Genomic DNA, 18,013 nt, shown 5'->3' with positions numbered 1-18,013 from the left:
GTCAAGATATTTGCATAATTAATCAGAAGCGCTACGGTGGCGCCGTGACTGAGCAGACCTGTCGAAGATTCCAGGGCCATGTCGCCCTGATCACCGGTGCCGCCAGCGGCATCGGCGCCGCCACCGCGCGGCGACTGGCCGCCGAGGGTGCGGCCGTCATCGCCGTCGACATCGCCGATTCGGCCGGCCGCGCCGTGGTCGAGGCCATCACCGCCGAGGGTGGCCAGGCCGAGTACCGGCACGGCGACGTGACCTCGGCGGCCGTGTGGGACGAGCTGGCCGGGCACGTGCGCAGCCGCTACGGGCGGCTGGACGTGCTGCACAGCAACGCCTACGCGGTGGTGGTCAAGCCCGCTCACGAACTGACCGAGATCGAGTGGGACACCCAGCTCGCGGTCACCCTCAAGGCGTCCTGGCTGGCGGTGCGGGCCTTCGCCGGAACCCTGCGGGACAGCGAGGGCTCGGTGGTGCTCACCTCCTCGGTGCACGCACTGGTCGGGCTGCCGGGCCACCCCGCGTACGCCGCCGCCAAGGGCGCGCTGTGCGCGATGGGCCGTCAACTCGCAGTCGAGTACGGCCCGCAGGTACGGGTCAACACCGTGGTGCCCGGGCCGATCATGACCGCGGCCTGGGACCGGGTGGACGAGGCCGGGCGGGCCGACAGCGTCGCCGAGACGGTGGCCAAGCGCTTCGGCCGGCCCGACGAGGTCGCGGCGGCGGTGGCCTTCCTCGCCTCCTCGGACGCCTCCTACGTCACCGGGGCGAACCTGGTGGTGGACGGCGGCTGGTCCGTCGTCAAGGCATCATCCTGAACACGCACCCGATCGGCGCGCGGGCCACCGGCCCGCGCAGAACAACGGAAGGGGGACCGCCGTGAACAACCCGGTACGAGGCCTGCACAGGCAAGCCGTCGAGGTGATCGGCGAGCAGATCGTCCGAGGCACCTACGCCCCGGGCGACTCGCTCCACCCCGACCGCATCGAGCAGGAACTCGGCGTCAGCAAGACCGTCGTGCGCGAGGCGCTACGGGTCCTGGCGTCCAAGGGGCTGATCGACTCCCGCCAGAAGCGCGGCACCTTCGTGCGACCGCGCGCCGACTGGAACCTGCTGGACAGCGACCTCCTGCGCTGGCAGGGCCGGGGCATCCCCGACGAGGCCTTCCTGGACAACCTCGGCGAGGTCCGCGGCATCGTCGAACCGGCCGGGGCACGGCTGGCCGCCGAACGCCGCGACGAGGCCGACCTCGCCGCGCTGGAGGACGCCCTCGACCAGATGGCGGCCGCAGGCAGTGACGCCCACGCCGCGGTCGAGGCCGACCTCGCCTTCCACCGCGCGCTGCTGGCCGCCGCCCACAACGAACTCCTCACACGTATGGAGGTCGTGATCGAGGCCGGCCTGCGGGTGCGCGACCACATCGTGCACAGCGCCGACAACAGCGCCGACGCCGTCCCTGCACACCGGGCCGTCCTCGACGCCGTCCGCGCCCAGGACGCCGACGCAGCCGCCCGCGCCGTCGAGGAACTGCTCGCCCAGGCAGCCGCCGACCTCCACCAGCTGACCGTCGACGCCGACCGGGGAGACACCGGATGAAGATCACATCACTGGAGACGTTCCTCGTCGCTCCGCGCTGGCTGTTTCTGCGCATCGCCACCGACGAGGGGATCACCGGCTGGGGCGAGCCCGTCGTGGAGGGCCGCGCCGAGACCGTCCAGGCCGCCGTCCACGAACTCGCCGACTACCTCGTCGGACAGGACCCGCTGCGCATCGAGCACCACTGGCAGACCCTCACCAAGGGCGGCTTCTACCGGGGCGGCCCGGTGCTCTCCAGCGCGGTCGCCGGCATCGACCAGGCCCTGTGGGACATCGCCGGCAAGACCTACGGCGTCCCCGTCCACCAGCTGCTCGGCGGCCACGTCCGCGACCGGGTGCGGGTGTACGCCTGGATCGGCGGTGACAGCCCGGCCCACGTCGCCGAACTCGCCCAGGCCCAGGTCGACGCCGGCTTCACCGCCGTCAAGATGAACGGGTCCGCACAGCTGCGCCCCATCGACACCCCCGCCCAGACCCGGGCCGTCATCGACCGGGTGGCCGCCGTGCGCGAGGTCCTCGGCGACGAGCGCGACGTGGCGATCGACTTCCACGGCCGGATGTCCACCGCCATGTCCCGGAGGGTGCTGCCCCTGCTGGAGCCCCTGCACCCGCTGTTCGTCGAGGAGCCCGTCCTCCCCGAACACTCCCGCGACCTGCGCCGGCTGGTGGACTCGACATCCGTTCCACTGGCCGTGGGCGAACGGCTGTACTCCCGCTCGGACTTCCGTGACGTGCTCGCCACCGGCATCGCCGTCGCCCAGCCCGACCCCTCGCACGCCGGCGGCATTTCCGAGGTCCGGCGCATCGCGGCCCTGGCCGAGGTCCACGACGTCACGATGGCCCCGCACTGCCCGCTCGGCCCGATCGCCCTCGCCGCCAGCCTCCAACTCGCTTTCTCCATACCGAACTTCCTCATCCAGGAACAGAGCCTCGGGATCCACTACAACCGCGGCAACGACCTGCTGGACTACCTGCTCGACCCCGAGCCGTTCCGCTTCACCGACGGCCACGCCGTCCGACCCACGGGCCCCGGCCTGGGCATCGAGATCGACGAGGCCGCCGTGCGCCGCGCCGCCGAGACCGGACACCGCTGGCGCAACCCCGTCTGGCACCACACGGACGGGTCGTTCGCGGAATGGTGAGCGACCTGCCCATCGCCATCCGCACCGACCCGACCCACGGCGGCCGGTGGACCTCACTGCGAGCCGGCGAACGCGAATGGCTCTGGCACCGCCCCGACCCGGCCCGCGCCACCGTCCGCCCCGGCGACACCTTCGTCGACGCCGGCGGCCTGGAAGAGTGCATCCCGACCGTGCGCGGCACCCCCGACCACGGCGACGCCTGGTCCCGGCCCTGGCAGCGCCACGGCGACGCAGAAACCCTGCACTGCCCCGACTTCGTCCTGAGCCGACGCGTCGACAGCGGACCGGCGGGGCTGCGCATCGGCTACGAACTGCACGCCGACCCGGGCTACCGGTTCCTGTGGGCAGCACACGCCCTGCTCGACGTCACCCCCGAGGCCCGGCTGGCCGCACCCGACGCCACGCCGACCCGGCTCTTCCCCGAGGCGGCCGAACTGCTGGCCCAGCCCTGGCCGGACGGCGCCCACCACGTCACCGGACCGTGGCCGGCCCCGTACGGCCTGCGCCTGGACCGGCTCGGCCCCGACGACGGCACCGCGGTCGGTGCGATCCTCACCGACTGCGCCGGCGTGACGGTCACCGACGGCCCCGACACGCTCACCTTCTCCCTGCACGCCGACGCCGACGTCCCGGTCTCCGTCGCCCTCTGGCGCAACCTGCGCGGCTTCCCCGCGTCGGCCCCCTACCGCAGCATCGGAGTCGAGCCGATGCTCGGCTCTGTCTTCGACCTCGCCGAGGCCGGCCCGGGAGACGCCGCGCAAGTGCCGCCCAGCGGGGTACTGCGCTGGCACCTCGACATCACCGCGACCGGCACCCGCACCGACTGACCGACAAGGGCCACCCCCATGCACCTGACCGAACTGCCGTACCGGACCCTGGCCATCGTGCGCGGCAGCAACCGCGACGCGGCGCTGCGCACCGTGCTCGTGCTCGCCGAAGAGGGCATCACCGCCGCCGAGGTGTCGCTGACCACCCCCGACGCCCTGTGGGTGATCGAGCAGGCCCGCCGCGAACTCGGCCCGCACGCCACGCTCGGCGCCGGCACCGTGCTGACCGGCGAGGACGCCGCTCGCGCCGCCGACGCCGGCGCGAGCTTCCTCGTCACTCCCGGCCTCGGCGACGACCTGCGCCGCACGACCTCGGAACTGCCCTTGCTGATCGGCGCACTGACACCCAGCGAGGTGATCGCCGCGACCGAGAACGGCGCTCTCGCCGTCAAGCTCTTCCCCGCTTCCCTGGGCGGCCCCGGCTACCTGAAGGCCTTGCGCGACCCCTTCCCCGGCGTGCCGTTCGTCTCCGTCGGCGGGGTTGACGCCGCCCTGGCGCGCACCTACCTCGCAGCCGGCGCGGTCGCCGTGGGCGTCGGCTCACCGCTGGTCGGCGACGCCGCCGGCGGCGGAGACCTGAACGCCCTTCGTGCGCGCGCCGCTGGCTGGCGCACCGCCCTGACCGAGGAGATCGCGGCATGACCAGCTCGCCACCGCTCGACGTCGTCACCGTCGGCGAGACCATGGCCGCCCTACGGGCCACCGGCCCGGTCAGGCTCGGCGCACCGATGCGGCTCTCCGTCGCGGGTGCGGAGGCCAACGTCGCCATCGGGCTGGCCAGGCTCGGACACCGCACCGGCTGGGTCGGACGGGTCGGCGACGACGAGTTCGGCGCGCTCGTCCTGCGCACACTGCGCGCGGAGCAGGTCGACGTCAGCCACGTTCGGTTCGACACCGAAGGCCGGCCCACGGGTCTGCTGGCCCGCGAGGACCGCATCGCCGATCTGGTCAGCGTCACCTACTACCGCTCGGGATCGGCCGGCTCGGCCCTCCGGTCCTCGGACGTCCTGCCAGCCCTGAACCCCGGGGTTCGCATCCTGCACCTGACCGGGATCACCCCCGCGCTGAGCCCCGAGGCGGCCGAAGCCGTCCACGCGGCGGCTGCCAGGGCCGGCGAACTCGGCATCACCGTCTGCCTCGACGTCAACTACCGCGCCCGCCTGTGGTCGCCGGCCGAGGCCCGCGCCGCCCTGCTCCCGCTGGCCCGGCTCGCCGACGTACTGGTCGCCTCCGCCGACGAACTGCACCTGGTCTCCGAGGACCCGGACCTGCCCGAGGGCGACGCGATCGACGCGCTCCTCGCCCAGGGGCGCGGAGAGGTGGTGATCACCCGCGGCGGCGACGGCGCCAGCGCCAGCACCGCCCAGGGCGCCGTCAGCATGCCCGCACGCCGGGTGCCCGTCGTCGACGTGGTCGGCGCCGGCGACGCCTTCGTCGCTGGCTACCTCTCCGGCCTGCTCGACGGGCTCGACGTCGAAGGCCGCCTCCACCGGGCCACCACCACCGGCGCCTTCGCCGTCACCTCGCACGGCGACTGGGAGGGCCTGCCCACCCGACGCGACCTCGCGCTCCTCGACCAGCCCGCCGGCACCACCCTGCGCTAGCCCTCCTGGAGAGTCCCGATGTCCTTCTCAAGCAACCCGCCCGGCCAGGTCGAGGTCTGGGCCGTCGGCGCCCACGAACTCGCCGAAGGCGCCCGCTGGATCGACGGACGGCTCGTCTACGTCGACATCCTCGCCGGCCGCCTCCTCGAAGTCCCCGACCTCACAGGGCCGCGAACCCCGCGCGAGATCGCCCGCCTCGACGTCCCGCTCGGCGCCGTCGCGCCGGTCGGCGGCCGGCCCGGACACTGGATCGCCGCCGCCGGCACGGGCATCGCGCTGCTCGGCCCCGACGGCAGTACGGACTGGCTCGCCCGCCCCGAGGACGGCGCCCCCGTCCCCACCAGGATGAACGACGGCGTCTGCGACCCGCAGGGCCGCTTCTGGGCCGGCAGCATGCCCTACGACGGCACCGTGGGTGCCGGATCGCTCTACCGCACCGACCACGACGGCTCCGTGCACCGCGTCCTCGACGGCATGACGATCGTCAACGGCCCCGCCTTCAACAGCACCGGCGACCTCCTCTACGTCGCCGACAGCGCGGCCGGCGTCATCCACCGCTACGCCCTCGACCCCGACGGCAACCCGACCGACCACGCGGAGTTCGCCCGCACGGCGGCCGGCGGCTCCCCGGACGGCATGACCGTGGACACCGACGGCTGCCTCTGGGTGGCGATCTGGGGACACGGCGCCGTCCACCGCTACCACCCCGACGGCACCCTCCTGACGACCTTGCGCCTGCCCGCCCGCCAACCCACTTCCGTCTGCCTCACCCCGACCGGCGGCCACCTGCTGATCACCACTGCCCGCCATGGCCTCGACCACCCGGGGGGCCCGGACGGATCCGTGCTCCGCGCACCGGTCGACGCCGCTGCCCCGCCCGCCCACGCCTACCGGCAGGAGTAGCCGCAGCCGACCGGCAGGACGGGGCCCGCGGCATCGGCGTCGCACCGCCCGACCGCGACCTCGGACAGCGTCGGTCCCGGCCCGACCTCGGAAGGGCAACGGCAACGGCTGAGGAACAGCGCTTCGGCATCGAGCAGACGGTCACGGACCGGACGACCGCGTCCGCCCGCCCCGCCGTCCGCAGCCGTCATCGCACAACACCTGATCCCCACCCCCGACATGGAGTGACCATCGTGCGTAGACCGTCCATCGCACCGCGAACCGGAACCCTGCTCGCGGCGCTGGCCCTGGGCCTCGCCACCGCCAGCACCGCCACCCCGGCACCGGCCGCCCCGAGCGCCGCCACCGCGCCCGCGCTCGCGGCTGCACAGACCATCACGATCGACGGCACCTCGACCGGCCGGCCCTTCGACGGCCTCGGGGCGATCAGCGGCGGCGGAGCCACCTCGCGGCTGCTGGTCGACTACCCCGAGCCGCAGCGCAGCCAGATACTGGACTACCTGTTCAAGCCCGGCTACGGCGCCTCGCTACAGACGCTCAAGGTGGAGATCGGCGGCGACGCCAACTCCAGCGAGGGCCCTGAGCCCTCCCACATGCGCACCCCCACCGAGGTCAACTGCAACCGCGGCTACGAGTGGTGGATCATGGAGCAGGCCAAGGCCCGCAACCCGGACATCACGTTCTACGGCCTGGAGTGGGCCGCGCCGGGCTGGCTGAACGGCGGCATCTGGTCCGAGGACAACATCACCTACATCCAGTCCTGGCTCGGCTGCGCGAAGAGCCACGGGCTGAACATCGGCTACCTGGGTGGCTGGAACGAGAACGGCTACGACAAGGCCTGGTTCGAGAAGCTCCGGAGCTCCCTCGACAGCAGCGGCCACACCGCCACCAAGCTGGTCGCCTCGGACAACGACGACGCCAACTGGTCGGTGGCCGCCGACCTGGCGAGCGATCCGGCGTTCGCCAAAGCCGTCGGCGTGGTCGGCGTGCACGGCCTGTGCTGGCACTCGACCCCCGCCTACACCGACTGCCCGGGAAGCAGCACGGCGACCGGTCTGGGAAAGCCGCTCTGGGTTTCCGAGGACGACAACGACAGCGGTTCCCAGGACCCGTCCGCGCTGGCCCGCAACCTCGACCGCGAGTACCTCGACGCAAAGGTGACCGCGGACCTCAAGTGGAACCTGGTCACCTCCTACCCGTCGAACGTGCCGTGGTCGAACGCCGGCCTGCTGCAGGCCGACCAGCCCTGGTCGGGCGACTACCGGGTGGGCCGCGACATCTGGGTGATGGCCCACACCACACAGTTCGCCAAGCCTGGCTGGAAGTACCTGGACGGCGCCTCCGGCTACCTGCCGGGCACCGGCGTCAACGGCGACCCGCACAGCGGAAGCTACGTCACCCTCAAGTCCGGTAAGGACTACAGCACCGTCATCGAGACCACCGACGCCGCGACCGCGACCACCGTCAACGTCAAGGTCGCCGGGGGCCTTTCGAACGGTACGGTGCACGTCTGGGCCACCGACATGAACAGCACCGACCCGGCCCAGTGGTTCGTCCACACCCAGGACGTCACCCCGCGCGCCGGCTCGTACTCGCTGACCCTGCAGCCGGGCCACCTGTACAGCCTGACCACCACCACCGGCCAGGGCAAGGGCACCGCCACCGCGCCCGCCGGGCAGACCTTCGCGCTGCCCTACCAGGCCGACCTGAGCGGCTACCAGAGCGGCGCGACCGCGAAGTACTTCCACGACTGGGCCGGTGCGTTCGAGGCCGCGCCCTGCCCGGCCGGGGCGGGCACCCCGACGTGCCTGCGCCAAGTCATCACCCGGGCCCCGCTGCCCTGGCACTCGGACATGAACTACACCCCGGCCACCCTGCTGGGCGACCCGAGGTGGAACAACTACCAGGCCAGTACGGACGTCGACCTCGAACAGTCGGGCAGCTCCGCCGAACTGCTCGGCCGCATCGACCACATCGACCACGACCGGTCCGCCTACCATCTGAAGATCGACGACACCGGCACCTGGACGCTCTTCACCGAGGACCGCTCCAGCACCGACATCGTTCTTGGCACTGGCCACTACCCCGGTGCCGGCGCCGGGACCTGGCACAACCTCACGCTCGGGATGACCGGCGACTCGATCACCGCCTCCATCGACCACGTGCAGGTCGCATCGGTCATGGACCGCACCCACCTGACCGGCCAGATCGGCCTGGGCGTTGGCGGCTTCCAGCACGCCGACTTCGCCAACGTCGCCGTCACTCCGCTCGCCGGCCCGACCGCCACCACGGTCACCAACGTCAACAGCGGCAAGTGCCTCGATGTGACCGGTGCCTCCACCGCCGACGGCGCGCAGGTGCTCCAGTGGACCTGCGGCAGCGGCAAGGCCAACCAGCAGTGGCTGCTCCAGCCGGTGGCCGGCTCCAGCGCGGTGCAGCTGGTGTCCGTCAACAGCGGCAAATGCCTCGATGTGACCGGTGCCTCCACCAACGACGGCGCGCAGGTGCTCCAGTGGACCTGCGGCACCGACAAGGCCAACCAGCAGTGGCTGCTCCAGCCGGTGGCCGGCTCCAGCGCGGTGCAGCTGGTGTCCGTCAACAGCGGCAAATGCCTCGATGTGACCGGTGCCTCCACCAACGACGGCGCCCTGGCCGTGCAATGGGCCTGCGGCACCGACAAGACGAACCAGCAGTGGACGACCTCTCAATAGTCCCAGCCCGACCGCGGCCGGTTCTCCGTCGGTAACTCGGCCGAAAACTGGCCGCCGAGGCCTACGACGAAGCCCTGAAGACCGTCACCGACCCCAGGCCGCCGACCAGGGCACAGGGAGATTCCAGGCCGGCTTCGGTTTTGGCCGCCGGGGGCCCTGTTCGGGCCAGTTCTGCAGAATCGTGGTTCCTGGACCGCCCGCCGGGACGATTCTGTTGGTGCTGCCCTGAGTGGCAGCACGGACCCGGGAGATGACACGCCCGGTCGAGATGCCGCTTGAGGAGTTCGTACAGGCGGAAGGGGCAGCAGTGCGACGCGGAGCTCGTGGGCGTCTGCCGAGGTGCCGGCGGGAGCCGGTGTCGAGCCCTTGTGGCACCTGCACCGGCTCCGACGAGCCGCGACGAGTGACGAAAGAGCCGTACCGACGGTCACCGGCGGCGTTTGCCGACCGCCGACTCCGTCGGCTGCCCGCTTGAACCGCTGCCACCGCACTGACCCAGCACCTGCCAGCACCTGCCAGCACCGAGCCTCAACTGCGCGTCTTCTGCCCGCATCGCGTGAAGCGCCGACGTAGGGAGTCCTGACCGTGCCGTCCTTGCTGAACTACGCCATCCTCACCGACCCGACCTCGCTCCAAGCATCGCAGCCCGGGGCACCGTCCACGGGAACGGTGTACGTCATCGTCTCCAACACCCACCAGTCCGAGGTGCGGTGGGATTTCATCGACGTGGAGATACCGGTCGGCAGCGGCCCCGACGACCTGACGGGCAACCCCACCGCGATCAGCGCGACCATCGAGAAGGACTACACGGTCAACCGGGAACCGGAGCCGATCTTCGACTGGGACAGTGTCCTCGGCCGCTTCCGGGCGCATGACTCCTCCGGGGGCAGGCTGACCCTGCCCCCGGAGGAGTCGCTGGTCCTGAGCCTGGAGAACATACCGGTTTCCGACCTGGCGGGGCTGGTCCGCGTGAAGATCTACGAACGCTCCGGCGGCGGCGACAGCAACCTCCCCGTACGGCGGGCGAACTCCCTCACCACTCTCGGGCTGGTGAAGCAGACTCCGAAGATCCCCCGCAACTTCCGCCCGGAGAAGAACTCCCTGGTGGACGTGGACGCCGGCCAGAACCTCGTGCTGGCGTGGGAGGGGCCGGACAACCTCGACTACTGGATCCGCGATCCGCAGGGGAACGAGGTGCTCGTCCAGTCGGCGGTCCAGGGGCCGCGGGTGACCCAGCAGCCCTACTCCTGGTCACCCCCCTCCGCGCCCAGGCGAGGCACCACCTACACGCTCATCGCCGGGACGACCACCGCCACGCAGCAGTACCAGGGGTACTTCCTCACCACCACGGTCCACGCACTCGTCCCCGAGTTCGACAGCGGGACGCGCACTCCGTGGGTCGAGCAGGCGCCGGGCAAGAGCCGTGCCACCTTCTCCGCGGCCGGGATGGAGATCCACAACGGGGCCGGCGCGCTGGGAACCGTCACGGCCGACAGGGTCGACGTGGACCGCGTGAACACCAGGGCTGTGCACGGCCGCACCGCCGGCGACGGCTGGATCGACTTCCCGCGGTCGGGCCTGAACGTCCATCAGGGCGGCTCGACGCAGCTGGGCACCCTCTCGGCCGACAGGGCCGAGGTGGACCGCGTGAACACCAAGTCGGTGCACGGCCGCAACTCCACCGACGGCTGGATCGACTTCCCGCAGTCCGGAGTGGACGTACACAAGGACGGGCAGCCGGGGCGGGGGACCATCTGGGCCGACCGGGCGGACGTCAACGGCGTGAAGACCGCATGGGTGCAGGGGCCCAGCGACAGCGACGGGTGGATCGAGTTCCCGCCGTCCGGGCTGAACGTGTTCCACGGTCAGGGAAAGGCCTGGGGAACCGTCTGGGCCGACCGGGCCGACCTGAACAGCGTGACCACACACTGGGCAGAAGGGCCGGACGGGAAGAAGAGCCGCATCGCCTTCACCGAAACGGGCGTGAAGATCACCGACCCCGAGAAGAAGCGGGGCACCGTGGTCGCCGGCGAGACCAACGTCCGCAGCGTGGTCACCCCCTGGGTGTCAGGGCCCCAGGAGGGAGCGGGATGGATCTCCTTCCCGAACGAGGGGGTGGACGTGCACCGGGATGGCGAGGTTTCCTTCGGACGGATTCGATACGCCTCGTACAAGGAATCGCAAACGGTGAACGAACGCCCCGTGCACCGCAGGCTGCCCCCTTACGAATGGCCGCCGCGGTCCGGGAACTAGTGCCCGTCCGGCGGATCTTGCCCTAGGCGTGCATTTGCCGGAGCTCGGCCACACCTGGGCCTCGGTCTTCTGCTTGAGGCGTTCGTAGGGCGTCCGGCCGCCGAGAACGCCGTGCAGACAGTGGCTCGGGCGACTGGGCCATACCGGCGTCGACCCCGACCGGGCCAGCTTTGCCCTCGGCCTGCACGCCGCCCGCGACCCGGCCGTCCGGGCCGCGGGCGTTATCGCGGACACCGTCATCGACCTCGTCGGCCATCTCCGGCATTCAAGCGCTTGGTCTGCTTGGCATACGGCCCTGAGTCCGCCAACAGCCCCTGTCTAATGAAGATTTGATTCATCGAAATATTTGTCGAACGGGAAGGTGCCTCGCTAGCCTCACAACTGGTCCAAGCGCTTCGACGCTGCAATGAGGAAAGGCCGACCGCAGGGGGCCAATGCCTCCGCCGCGAGATCCGACGCCGATCCGGCCACACCGAGCGGGCATCGGCCGACAGTGCCGCCAGTAACCCGATCCGCACGCTGGAGGAAGCATGGGCAGACAACGACGTCGATCCGCGGTCGCGGCGGCCGGCCTGGAGCGTGCGACACGCGTCGGCAGGAGGGGAGGATGGATGAGGAAGGCAGCCACAGCGGCGGTCATGGCCCTGGGCGTCCTAGCGGGCAGCACGGCGTCAGCATCACCGGCGTTGGCATCACCGGCGTCCGCAGCGACGTTGACCCGGGTCGACGACTTCGGCTACAACCCCACGAACATCGAGATGTACGAGTACGTCCCGGCCAAGCTGCCCCGTCATCCGGCGGTGCTCGTGGCCGCGCACTGGTGCACCGGATCCGGCCCCGACATGTTCAGCGGCACCGAATTCGCGTCACTGGCAGACCAGTACGGATTCATCGTGGTCTACCCCTCGATCACCGGTGACATCAAGTGCTGGGACGTCGCGTCGGACGCCGCACTGAAGCACGACGGCTCCAGCGACCCGGCCGGCGTGATGTCGATGGTGCGATGGGAGATCGCGAACCGCGGCGCCAACCCGCACCGGGTCTACATGACCGGCATCTCCTCCGGCGCGATGCTGACCAACGTCATGCTCGCCGACTACCCGGACGTGTTCAAAGCCGGGTCGGCGTTCATGGGCGTGCCGTACCACTGCTTCTACACCGGCACCTTCCGCGGCTGGAACAGTGACTGCTCCACCGGCAAGATCTCCAAGACCCCGCAGGAGTGGGGTGACCTGGTCCGCGCCGCCTACCCCGGCTACCGCGGGCCACGGCCGCGTATCCAGCTGTGGCACGGCACCGAGGACGACGCCCTCGACCACCACAACCTCGGCGAAGAGATCAAACAGTGGACCAACGTCCACGATGTCAGCCAAACCCCGGTCTTCACCGACCAGCCCCAGGCGATCTGGACAAGGACTCGCTACGGCAACGCAAGCACGAGGCCACCGATCGAGGCCAACAGCTTCCAGGGGTACGGCCACGAGCTGCCCAAACCCGGCATGGCACTGCTGGCCCTGAAGTTCATGGGCCTGGCACCCTAGGGCCAATGCCGGTGACAAGTCGCCTGCGAGTGAGCGGGTACGGAGGGTCCGGCACCGGCGGGGCGCAGTGGTTTCCCGATGTCCACGTCGCGCCCCTCGGCAAAGGTCGGGCCGCCAGGGCGGGCACGGCCCCTTCCGCCGTGCCCGCCCTCGGCGTCTCGATCCGGCACGTCAGCCGGCGAGTTCCTCCCGCAGGCGGCGGGCGGCGGCGACCAGGCCGTCCAGTGAGGCGCGGGTCTCCGGCCAGCCGCGGGTCTTCAGTCCGCAGTCGGGGTTGACCCAGAGCCGCTCGGCCGGGATGGCTGCGAGCCCGGCCCGCAGCAGCGAGACCACCTCCTCGGTGCTCGGCACCCGCGGGGAGTGGATGTCCCAGACCCCGGGGCCGACCTCGCGCGGATAGCCGGCTGCGGCGAGTTCACCGGCGACCTCCATGTGGGAGCGGGTCGCCTCCAGGGAGATGACGTCCGCGTCGAGGTCGTCGATCGCGGTCATGATCGCGCCGAACTCGGCGTAGCACATGTGGGTGTGGATCTGGGTGTCGGCCCGGACCCCGGAGGTGGCGAGGCGGAAGGCTCCGGTGGCCCAGTCGAGGTAGGCCGGGCGGCCGGCGGCCCGCAGCGGCAGCGTCTCGCGCAGGGCGGGTTCGTCGACCTGGACGACGGCCGCGCCCGCGGCCTCCAGGTCGGTGACCTCGTCGCGCAGGGCGAGGGCGACCTGGCGGGCGGTGTCGGCGAGCGGCTGGTCGTCGCGGACGAAGGACCAGGCGAGCATGGTGACCGGTCCGGTGAGCATGCCCTTGACCGGGCGGTCGGTGAGGTCCTGGGCGTAGCGGAACCAGTCGACGGTCATCGGGTGCGGGCGGGAGATGTCGCCGGCGAGGACCGGCGGTCGCACGTAGCGGGTGCCGTAGGACTGGACCCAGCCGTGCCGGGTGGCGAGGTATCCGGTGAGCTGTTCGGCGAAGTACTGGACCATGTCGTTGCGTTCGGGCTCGCCGTGCACGAGCACGTCCAGGCCGGCCTTCTCCTGGTGGGCGATGACCTCGCGGACCTCGGCTTCCATCCGCTCCCGGTACGCAGCCGGATCGATCCGGCCCGCCGTCAGGTCGGCGCGGGCGACGCGCAGTTCGGTGGTCTGCGGGAAGGAGCCGATGGTGGTGGTGGGCAGCAGTGGCAGGCCGAGCCGGGCGCGCTGGGCCTCGGCCCGCACGGGGTAGGGCTGGGGGCGGCGGGCGTCGGCCGCGGTGACGGCGGCGACCCGGGCGCGGACGGCCGGGTCACGGGTGATCGGGGAGTTGGCGCGGGAGGCCAGGTCGGCGCGGTTGGCGGCGAGTTGGGCGGTGATCGCGCCGGTGCCCTCGCGCAGGCCGCGGGCGAGCAGCGCCGTCTCGACGGCCTTCTGCTTGGCGAAGGCGAGCCAGCGCAGGATCTGCGGGTCGACGTCGCGTTCGACGGCGGAGTCGATGGGCACGTGCAGGAGGGAGCAGGACGGGGCCACGTCGACCCGGTCGGCGAGGCCGAGCAGGGTCGCCAGGGTGGCGAGCGACTTCTCCAGGTCGTTGATCCAGACGTTGCGCCCGTCGATCACGCCGGCGACCAGCCGCTTGCCGGGCAGGCCGCCGACGGCCGCGAGGTCGTCGACGTTGCCGGCGGCCGGGCCGGTGAAGTCCAGGGCCAGCCCCTCGACCGGCGCCTTGGCGAGGACCGGCAGAGCCTCCCCGAGCCGGTCGAAGTAGCTCGCGACGAGCAGCTTCGGGCGCTCGGTGAGGGCCCCCAGGTCGCGGTAGGCGCGGGCGGCGGCGTTCAGTTCGGCAGGGGTGCGGTCCTGGACGAGGGCGGGCTCGTCCAGCTGGACCCACTCCGCCCCGGCCGCCTTCAGGTCGGCCAGCAGCTGCGCGTAGACGGGCAGCAGCCGGTCCAGCAGGGTGATCGGCTGGAAGTCGGCGGCGACGCCAGGGGCGGGCTTGGCCAGCAGCAGGTAGGTGACCGGGCCGACCAACACCGGCCGGGCGTCGTGGCCGAGCGCGTGGGCTTCCTTGAGCTCGGCGACGGCCTTGGCCGGGTTCGCGGCGAAGACCGTGTCCGGTCCCAACTCGGGCACCAGGTAGTGGTAGTTGGTGTCGAACCACTTGGTCATCTCCAGTGGCGCGACGTCCTGGGTGCCGCGCGCCATCGCGAAGTACCCGGCGAGCGCGTCGGCCTCGACCGCCTCCCGGTGGCGGGCCGGGATCGCGCCGACGGCCACGGTGGTGTCCAGCACGTGGTCGTAGAGCGAGAAGTCACCGGTCGGGACCTCTTCGATGCCGGAGTCGGCGAGCTGCCGCCAGTTCGTCCGGCGCAGGTCGGCCGCGGTGGCGAGCAATGCCCCGGCGGTGACCGTGCCCTTCCAGTAACCCTCGATCGCCTTCTTGAGCTCCCGGTTACGGCCCTGGCGGGGGTAGCCGTACGCGGTGGCGAGGGTTGCCGCGGCTGCGGACTTCGTGGTCAAGGGACTCTCCTTCGCGAGTCTGTCTCCTCAGGTACCCGGGGACGGGAGGAGGGCGCGAAGGGATGACGAACCGGGCAGCGGCCGCCACGAACGTGCGGGCCCGGTCTGCCGGGTATGGTCGCCGACCCGCCCACGAGGTCACCGGATGGCCGCGCGCGAACGGTCGCGCACGGGCAGTGGCAGGTCTTCGGACTCGCGGGCACGCCCACCCTCGTCGAGGGCGGACACCTACTGGCCGTCGCTTCCCAGACCCGACCCGGGCCCAGTGCGTATGACGGCGGTCGTTCCCACTCACCGCTGCGGGGCAGTCCCGGACTGGCCGTTGAAAGGCGTCACCGGGTTCCCTCTTGCGACGCCCTGCCTGGCGGACAGGGCGAACCAGCTGCACGGCCAGCTTAGGGGCAGGGGTGGGAGCCGAACGGCGGATCACTCAAGTTGTCCGAATAACGAGACGGCGTCGACGTCAGGACCGGTCGGAGGGCTCCGCGCCCAGCTGGCGGCGGGCGGACTCCGGGCCCGCCTGCGCGTCACGCCGGAATACCGGCGGACCGGAGGACCGGCGGACCGGACCGCCTCAGGGAACGTGACGCGCGACGGGGCCGCACCTGCGGGGGCAGGTGCGGCCCCGTCGCGGGGGGGAGGGAAGGATCAGACCGTCGCCGGGGCGTCGGCCTGGTCGGTGGACTTCTCGGCCGGCTTCGGCTTGGCGACGTACTGGTAGGCGAGGGTCAGGGCCGCCAGGGACGCCCCGACCAGGCCGGTGACCGCGAAGCCCCAGGCCGGTGCGGAGTGGTCGATGACGGCCCCGGCCAGCGGGGCGCCGATCGCCGCGCCGATGGTCATCGCCGAGCCCTGCAGGCCCGCGGCCTGGCCGACCACCGACTGCGGGACCGCCCGGGTGACCTCCTCGGAGGCCGAGGCGAGGGTCGGCGCGCAGACGAAGCCCGAGGGGAGCATGGCCAGGGCGAGCCAGATCCAGCCCGCGTGGCCGACGAACCCGACCGGGGCGATGGTGAGCCCCATCAGCAGCATCAGCCGCGGCAGCCGCCAGGGCCGGCTGGTGGCGCCGTGCCAGAAGCCGCCGAACATGGAGGCCGCGCACCAGATCGCGACGCAGACGCCGGCCCACTCGGTGTCGCCGACCCCGCGCAGCACGGCGGTGATCGAGATCTCGCTGCCGGCCAGGACGAGGTTCGCCGCCATGCTGACGCCCAGGACCAGCAGGAAGCCCGGGCGGAGCCAGACGCTGCGCCCGCGCGGCTCCTTCTCCGCCGGGTCCTTCGGGCCGGCCGCGGCCGCGCCGGACCCCGCGGCGGGGGCGAGCCGGGTGAGCAGCAGACCGGCTCCCAGGTAGAGCACGCCGATCCCGGTCATCGTCGCGGTCGCGTCGTTCACGGCGGTGATGGCACCGACCGCGACGGCCGGTCCGACCATGAAGACGACCTCGACCAGGATCGCGTCGAGGGCGAACGCCTGCCGCTGGTGCTCGGAGGGGATGTTGGTGGCGATCGCCCGGCGGATGGCCGTGAACACCGGCAGGCCCATGAACCCGGCCACCACGGAGGCCGCGAGCAGCCACGGGTAGTCGAGGTAGGGCGCGCCGATCCAGAACACGGCGTCGACCGCGCCGGTGACCAGCACCACCGGGCGCACGCCGAAGCGGTCCAGGGAGCGGCCCAGCAGCGGCGCGCCCGCGGCCCCGCCGACCGTCAGCATCAGGTCCGCGAGCCCGGCCGCACCGTAGCCGCGGTCCAGGTCGATGACGACGTGCAGGGCCAGGGCCATCGAGGCCGCGGTGAACGGGAGGCGGGCGAGCAGCCCGACGACGAACACGGTGCGCGCTCCGGGGAGCGCCAGGAGTCCTCGGTAGGACGCGAAGGCCTTGAGCACCGGTCACTCCTCCCCGACGCGGACGAGCATCTTGCCGGTGTTGTCGCCCCGCATGACGCCGAGGAACGCCTCGACCACGTTCTCGAAGCCGTCGACGATCTGCTCGTCGGCGACGATCCGGCCGGCCTGCAGGTGGGGCGTCAGCCAGATCTGGGCCTCCTGCCGCAGGTGCATGAAGTGCCGTACCTGGTAGCCGCGCAGGTGGATGCTGCGGTCCGACACGGCGTAGAGGTTGCGGGGCGCCGCGGGCGGCCGGTCGGGGTGGTTGTACTGGGATATCGAGCCGACCCAGGCGATCCGGCCGAACTCCCGGGTGGAGCCGATCGCGGCCTCCAGGTGGTCGCCGCCGACGCCTTCCAGCACGGCGTGGACGCCGTTCGGGGCGGCCTTCGCCAGCAGCTCGGCCACCGGACCGTCGTGGTAGTCGAAGGCGGCGTCGAAGCCCAGCCGTTCCACGACGTGCCGCACCTTGGCGGCGGAGCCGGCGCTGCCGACCACGTGCGCGGCGCCGGTCAGCTTCGCGATCTGGCCGGCCACGCCGCCGACCGCGCCGGCGGCCGCCGAGATGTAGACCGCCTCGCCCGCCTGGACCCGGAGGATCTCCCGGACGCCCACGTAGGCCGTCAGGCCGGTCGCGCCGAGCACCGACAGGTACGTCGCCGTCGCCACGCCGGCCGCGGGCCGGATCACGCGTCCGTAGCCGTGCTGGATCAGGGCGTGCGTGCTCCAGCCTCCGCCGTGCTCCACCAGGTCGCCGACCTGCAGGTCGGGGTCCTCGGAGCGGACGATGCGGCCGATGGCCCGGCCGTACCCCAGCGGTTCGTGGAGCGGCCACTCCTCGTCCATGAGCTCCCGCATGTACGGGTCGACGGACAGGTAGATGTTCTCCGCCAGGGCGGTGCCGGGTTCGACCGCGGGGAGCGGGTGCTCCACGACGGCGAAGTGTTCGGCACCTGGGGCGCCGTCGGGGCGCGCCACCTGGTGCACGGCGCGGAATGTGGAAGACATCGTCTCCGTCCTGGGTTGGGGGGATGGCGGGGCCGACGGCGCTGACGGGGCGTCGGA

Annotated in this window: 13 protein-coding genes and 1 riboswitch; of the genes, 10 read left to right on the top strand and 3 right to left on the bottom strand. The window is 71.9% G+C overall.

Annotated elements, in window-relative coordinates; translation table 11 throughout:
• The first annotated feature begins 44 nt into the window (after positions 1-44).
• From BX285_RS30755 to BX285_RS30710, 10 genes are all read left to right on the top strand, one after another.
• Positions 45-812 (top strand): SDR family NAD(P)-dependent oxidoreductase, encoded by a 768-nt coding sequence (locus BX285_RS30755; protein ID WP_121178898.1) that lies wholly within the window; start codon positions 45-47, stop codon positions 810-812.
• 61 nt (positions 813-873) lie between these two features.
• Positions 874-1,590 (top strand): FadR/GntR family transcriptional regulator, encoded by a 717-nt coding sequence (locus BX285_RS30750; protein WP_097234904.1) that lies wholly within the window; start codon positions 874-876, stop codon positions 1,588-1,590.
• A complete protein-coding gene (dgoD, locus tag BX285_RS30745) occupies positions 1,587-2,732 on the top strand; it encodes a galactonate dehydratase (protein ID WP_121178897.1) in 1,146 nt (381 codons plus the stop codon). Before BX285_RS30750 ends, dgoD begins: the two co-directional genes overlap by 4 nt.
• A complete protein-coding gene (locus BX285_RS30740) occupies positions 2,726-3,559 on the top strand; it encodes a hypothetical protein (protein WP_097234906.1) in 834 nt (277 codons plus the stop codon). The genes dgoD and BX285_RS30740 overlap by 7 nt, the downstream gene beginning before the upstream one ends.
• Before the next feature lie 18 nt (positions 3,560-3,577).
• The gene (locus BX285_RS30735; RefSeq protein WP_097234907.1) at positions 3,578-4,201 is read left to right on the top strand and encodes a bifunctional 4-hydroxy-2-oxoglutarate aldolase/2-dehydro-3-deoxy-phosphogluconate aldolase; all 624 of its coding nucleotides are present in this window, start codon (positions 3,578-3,580) and stop codon (positions 4,199-4,201) included.
• Positions 4,198-5,163 (top strand): sugar kinase, encoded by a 966-nt coding sequence (locus BX285_RS30730; RefSeq protein ID WP_121178896.1) that lies wholly within the window; start codon positions 4,198-4,200, stop codon positions 5,161-5,163. The genes BX285_RS30735 and BX285_RS30730 overlap by 4 nt, the downstream gene beginning before the upstream one ends.
• Before the next feature lie 18 nt (positions 5,164-5,181).
• Positions 5,182-6,066 carry an SMP-30/gluconolactonase/LRE family protein gene (locus BX285_RS30725; protein ID WP_121178895.1) on the top strand — a complete coding sequence of 295 codons (885 nt, stop codon included), beginning with the start codon at positions 5,182-5,184 and terminating at the stop codon, positions 6,064-6,066.
• Positions 6,067-6,299: 233 nt separating this feature from the next.
• The gene (locus BX285_RS30720; RefSeq protein ID WP_259470853.1) at positions 6,300-8,777 is read left to right on the top strand and encodes an RICIN domain-containing protein; all 2,478 of its coding nucleotides are present in this window, start codon (positions 6,300-6,302) and stop codon (positions 8,775-8,777) included.
• A 585-nt stretch (positions 8,778-9,362) separates the two neighbouring features.
• On the top strand, positions 9,363-11,030 hold the full coding sequence (locus BX285_RS30715) for a hypothetical protein (RefSeq protein WP_121178894.1): 1,668 nt from the start codon (positions 9,363-9,365) through the stop codon (positions 11,028-11,030).
• Positions 11,031-11,743: 713 nt separating this feature from the next.
• On the top strand, positions 11,744-12,571 hold the full coding sequence (locus BX285_RS30710; RefSeq protein ID WP_259470852.1) for a PHB depolymerase family esterase: 828 nt from the start codon (positions 11,744-11,746) through the stop codon (positions 12,569-12,571).
• Between the two features lie 171 nt (positions 12,572-12,742).
• Here the strand turns inward: BX285_RS30710 and metE are convergent, their stop codons facing one another.
• From metE to BX285_RS30695, 3 genes are all read right to left on the bottom strand, one after another.
• Positions 12,743-15,058: a 5-methyltetrahydropteroyltriglutamate--homocysteine S-methyltransferase gene (gene metE, locus BX285_RS30705; RefSeq protein WP_121178892.1), complete on the bottom strand. Its 2,316-nt coding sequence runs from the start codon at positions 15,056-15,058 to the stop codon at positions 12,743-12,745.
• A 160-nt stretch (positions 15,059-15,218) separates the two neighbouring features.
• Positions 15,219-15,456, bottom strand: a riboswitch (cobalamin riboswitch).
• Between the two features lie 250 nt (positions 15,457-15,706).
• The gene (locus BX285_RS30700; RefSeq protein WP_097234913.1) at positions 15,707-16,948 is read right to left on the bottom strand and encodes an MFS transporter; all 1,242 of its coding nucleotides are present in this window, start codon (positions 16,946-16,948) and stop codon (positions 15,707-15,709) included.
• Between the two features lie 3 nt (positions 16,949-16,951).
• Complete coding sequence (locus BX285_RS30695) at positions 16,952-17,956, bottom strand: NADP-dependent oxidoreductase (protein ID WP_097234914.1); 1,005 nt, start codon at positions 17,954-17,956, stop codon at positions 16,952-16,954.
• Positions 17,957-18,013 lie beyond the last annotated feature (57 nt).

This window comes from Streptomyces sp. 1114.5 (assembly GCF_003635085.1).
Taxonomy (GTDB): domain Bacteria; phylum Actinomycetota; class Actinomycetes; order Streptomycetales; family Streptomycetaceae; genus Kitasatospora.
The sequence above is the reverse complement of the archived record's forward strand: the minus strand, read 5'-3'. Positions and strand labels throughout refer to the sequence as shown.

Excerpts from the sequence above, each read along its gene's own strand:
- BX285_RS30730 (WP_121178896.1), top strand. The coding sequence starts at position 4,198 with ATGACCAGCTCGCCACCGCTCGACGTCGTCACCGTCGGCGAGACCATG.
- dgoD (WP_121178897.1), top strand. The coding sequence starts at position 1,587 with ATGAAGATCACATCACTGGAGACGTTCCTCGTCGCTCCGCGCTGGCTG.
- BX285_RS30695 (WP_097234914.1), bottom strand. The coding sequence starts at position 17,956 with ATGTCTTCCACATTCCGCGCCGTGCACCAGGTGGCGCGCCCCGACGGC.
- BX285_RS30740 (WP_097234906.1), top strand. The coding sequence starts at position 2,726 with ATGGTGAGCGACCTGCCCATCGCCATCCGCACCGACCCGACCCACGGC.
- BX285_RS30725 (WP_121178895.1), top strand. The coding sequence starts at position 5,182 with ATGTCCTTCTCAAGCAACCCGCCCGGCCAGGTCGAGGTCTGGGCCGTC.
- BX285_RS30735 (WP_097234907.1), top strand. The coding sequence starts at position 3,578 with ATGCACCTGACCGAACTGCCGTACCGGACCCTGGCCATCGTGCGCGGC.